The sequence below is a fragment of the Faecalicoccus sp. genome, from assembly GCF_036552745.1.
In the GTDB taxonomy this organism is placed as follows: Bacteria; Bacillota_I; Bacilli_A; order Erysipelotrichales; family Erysipelotrichaceae; genus Faecalicoccus.
Genome location: NZ_JAXKBY010000068.1, coordinates 1 through 3,869 on the forward strand (window position 1 = coordinate 1; position 3,869 = coordinate 3,869).

Sequence of the window (3,869 nt, forward strand, 5' to 3'; positions counted from 1 at the left end):
GACGATAGCGAAGTGGAACCACCTGAACTCATACCGAACTCAGAAGTTAAGCACTTCAGCGGCGACAATAGTTGGGCCTGCCCCTGCCAAGATAGCACGTTGCCGGGTCATTTTTTTATATATGGAACTTATTATGGATCATTTTGAAAAGGAGCAGCTTGCGATTTCAATCTGCCGAAATCGTAAAGATAAGACATTTATATATAAGGGAGCCGTTAAAGATTGGATCAATCAGATCGGCTCTTTTTCCATTGTTTATGATGAGAATTGTTGTGGAGCGACACAGAATGTTCTTTTTTGTTTTGTAGGACAAGATACTTCCATTCTTTTAACGGCTGAAGCATTTTTAGATTTTTTTGATCAATGTGAACCAGAATAACACATTTTATTTTCAATATTTTTCAAAAATATATTCATTTTTTTCTGCTGTTGTTCCATCTATTTCATTGTTATAATAGCCAAGGTAATGATGGGGGAATTTAGAAATGAAAAGTGAGACAGTAAGAGAATTTTCTTTGATAACCTTTGCGATGTTTATTATATCGATTTCAATTTATTTCTTTTTGATACCCAGTGGTATTGTCGTAGGAAGTATTTCAGGTTTGGCCATGGTATTAAATCAATTGTTACCTTTATCTATCTCTATATTGACTTTGATTTTAAACATGGGACTTTTAGTGATCGGTTTTTTGTTCATTGGAAAAGAATTTGGTGCCAAAACAGTTTATACATCAATATTATTACCTGTTTTCTTAGCTGTATTTGAAATTCTGTTTCCTTTAAGTGAATCAATTACTGGTAATAATGTATATGACTTGGTTACTTATACATTGATCATCGCATTTGGTCAGGCTATTTTGTTTAATGTGAATGCATCCAGTGGAGGATTGGATATTGTAGGAAAAATCGTCAGCAAATATACACATATGGAAATTGGAAAAGCTTTGACGCTTTCTGGCTTTATTACTTCTATGACCTCGATTCTTGTTTATGATGTCGGGACGCTTGTGGTCAGCTTGATTGGAACCTATGCCAACGGACAAGCTATTGATTACTTTATCGACGGATTTCATAAAAAGAAAAAAATCTGTATTCTATCTGAAGAATATCCGGTTATACAAGATTACATCATGAATTCGATGAATCGTGGGGTGACTCTATATAAAGCCGTAGGTGGTTTTAAAAAAGAGGAACGTGTAGAATTGGTAACGATCATGACGAGCAATGAATATAAAAAGCTGCTGGATTATCTGCATAAAAGCAATTTTCAAGCTTTTGTGACCGTTTCTACAGTCAATGAAGTCATTGGTACATGGAACATCAATAAACGAAAACTGAGATAAGCACATTGCGTGCTTTTTTTCTTTTGGTATAATCAAGAAGACTATATATCAATATTTATAGGATTAAAAGAAAGGATACGTATGAAAATTAGACAATGGCTTATTTTGTTGTCAGGGATTCTCATTGTATGGACTTTGGCTTCATTAGGAATCGATAATTCCATTATCTTGCCGACACCGTATGAGGTTTTGACACAGATGACAGAGCAAATGCAGGATGTAAAATTATATGAATCATTAGCCATGACTTTTTTTCGTGTACTTTTTTCGGTGCTTATTTCTTCGGTGATTGCGTTTTTCCTGGCTTTTCTTTCCAATCGTTTTAAAACCTTTACCCAATATTTTGAGCCGATTCTTTTACTTCTGAGAAGCATTCCCAATGTGACTTTTGTGATCTTATTGTTGTTTTGGGTGAGTCGGGAAATCAGCATTTATATTGTTTCCTTTCTACTTTTGTTTCCAATCTTCTATCAAAATCTTTTTGAAGCAATTCAAGATATAAGCCAATCCTGGAAAGACATTTTTCAAATCTATCCACAAAGCTGGTTCAAAAAGATACAAATGGTTTATTTACCATTGCTTCGTCCTGCTATGGCTTCCAGCTGGATTACTTGTTCATCGCTTGGTTTTAAAGTGGTTGTTATGGCGGAAATCATGACATCGGTTTCCCTGGGAATTGGGGCAAATATGCAATATGATCGATTGAACGTGAATTTAGCCGGAGTAATGGCCTGGACAATTTGGCTATTGATTTGTGTATGTATTTTTAATAAACTATTAAAGAAAGTTTTAGAAAGGCTTTTTGGGTAAGGAGGCAGTTTACATGATCAGTATTTTGGTACCTGTATATAATGTAGAAAACTACTTATCTCACTGTCTGGATTCTATACTTGCACAAACTTATAAAGATATTGAAATTGTGATGGTCAATGACGGATCGACCGATCATTCCAAATATATCGCATCTTCTTATGCGAACCGCTATTCGTTTATTCATCTGTATAACTATGAGAATGCAGGGGTCTCAACAACACGCAATCGTCTATTGCGTCATGCGAAGGGAGAATACGTATTCTTTGTAGATAGTGACGATTATATCGCACCGCAAACTTTACAGGCGATGATGCACCATATGGAAGCTTATAACTGTGATATCGTATGTTGTGGTTATACGATGGACTATCGTTTTGGGGCTTTGTATCGTAAGGTGGAGACAAAGAAAGTCATGACAAAACAAGAGGCTTTGCATTCGCTTGCGGAAAATAAAGGGATGAACAATTATCCATGGGGCAAGCTTTATAAGAAAAAATGCCTTTCCAATGTCAGCTTTCCGGAGTTTATGCGTGGCTTTGAGGATACATATACTGTTTTTAAAGCCTTGTGCAATGCCGATACGATAGGCTGTATATCCAAACGATATTATCATTATGTCCAGCACCAGGGCTCATTGACCCATCGTATGAATCTGGAAACGGCATACGATATGCGTAAAGCGTATGAATATCAGGAAAGTTGTCTGCGACGCTGGTATCCGGAAGAAGACTTCCATTTTGATATTCATCTGGTCAACAGTGATTTTGTGATCTTATATACGATTTTTGCGTATTATACTAAAAAAGATGATCCACAATTTGTGCCTGCTGTGATCAACTGGAAAAAAGTCAATCCTTTTGTGCATGTGGCTTATGAGCTGTGCCGGGGGATTTGTTCCTTACGATTTGGTTGGGCTAAGACAAAGACACAGGAGGAGTTTAACAAATGGCTGTAAGAGAAGCGACGATACAAGATATAGATGTGCTCATGGAGATTTATGAAACGGCTAGACGTTTCATGATTGAAAATGGAAATCCGACCCAGTGGCCACAAGGATATCCCAGTAAAAAAATTCTTTTGAAGGATATGGCCACAAAACAACTTTATGTGTATGAGCAAAGTGGAGAAATAGAAGGAGCTTTTGTGTTCTTTATTGGGGAAGATCCCAGCTATGCCAAAATTGATGGGAAATGGTTGAATGAGGAGCCTTATGGTGTGATTCATCGCATCGCATCACGGCAAAGGGTGCCTCATGTTGGACAATCGATTCTGAATTATTGTTTTACCAAAATAAAGAATCTTCGAATAGATACGCATGAGGATAATATTCCCATGCAGAATATGTTAAAGAAAAACGGCTTTGTGTATGTAGGAGACATTGAACTGCTTTCCATTCACGAAAGTCGTATGGCCTTTCAGGCTGTAAAAGAATAAGATGGAGTGAGAAAAATGGCTTTTGAATCTTTAAGTGAACGCCTTGGAAAGGCACTAAAAAATATAACTGGACAGGGGAAACTGACAGAATCCAATATGAACGACATGTTGAAGGAAGTGCGCATGTCTTTATTGGAAGCGGATGTGAACTACAATGTCGTTAAAGAATTTATTGAAAATGTAAAACAGAAAGCATTAGGGCAGGAAGTCATTGATTCGGTCAATCCGGGGCAAATGGTCGTTAAGATCGTTCATGATGAAATTCAGGAATTACTGGGA

6 protein-coding genes and 1 rRNA gene are annotated in these 3,869 nt (G+C 36.8%); all 7 read left to right on the top strand.

The window, feature by feature from the left end; all coding sequences use genetic code 11:
- Positions 1 to 108 (top strand): 5S ribosomal RNA (rrf, locus tag U0M88_RS03330); the annotation flags it as partial.
- 13 nt (positions 109 to 121) lie between these two features.
- Positions 122 to 379: a hypothetical protein gene (locus U0M88_RS03335; RefSeq protein WP_331868903.1), complete on the top strand. Its 258-nt coding sequence runs from the start codon at positions 122 to 124 to the stop codon at positions 377 to 379.
- A 106-nt stretch (positions 380 to 485) separates the two neighbouring features.
- Complete coding sequence (locus U0M88_RS03340) at positions 486 to 1,343, top strand: YitT family protein (RefSeq protein WP_321035637.1); 858 nt, start codon at positions 486 to 488, stop codon at positions 1,341 to 1,343.
- Positions 1,344 to 1,424: 81 nt separating this feature from the next.
- On the top strand, positions 1,425 to 2,153 hold the full coding sequence (locus U0M88_RS03345; protein WP_331868904.1) for an ABC transporter permease: 729 nt from the start codon (positions 1,425 to 1,427) through the stop codon (positions 2,151 to 2,153).
- A gap of 13 nt (positions 2,154 to 2,166) precedes the next feature.
- A complete protein-coding gene (locus tag U0M88_RS03350; RefSeq protein WP_331868905.1) occupies positions 2,167 to 3,111 on the top strand; it encodes a glycosyltransferase family 2 protein in 945 nt (314 codons plus the stop codon).
- Complete coding sequence (locus U0M88_RS03355) at positions 3,102 to 3,590, top strand: GNAT family N-acetyltransferase (protein ID WP_331868906.1); 489 nt, start codon at positions 3,102 to 3,104, stop codon at positions 3,588 to 3,590. The genes U0M88_RS03350 and U0M88_RS03355 overlap by 10 nt, the downstream gene beginning before the upstream one ends.
- Positions 3,591 to 3,605: 15 nt before the next feature.
- Positions 3,606 to 3,869 (top strand): signal recognition particle receptor subunit alpha (locus tag U0M88_RS03360; protein WP_331868907.1); only part of this gene is annotated, 264 nt, incomplete at its 3' end.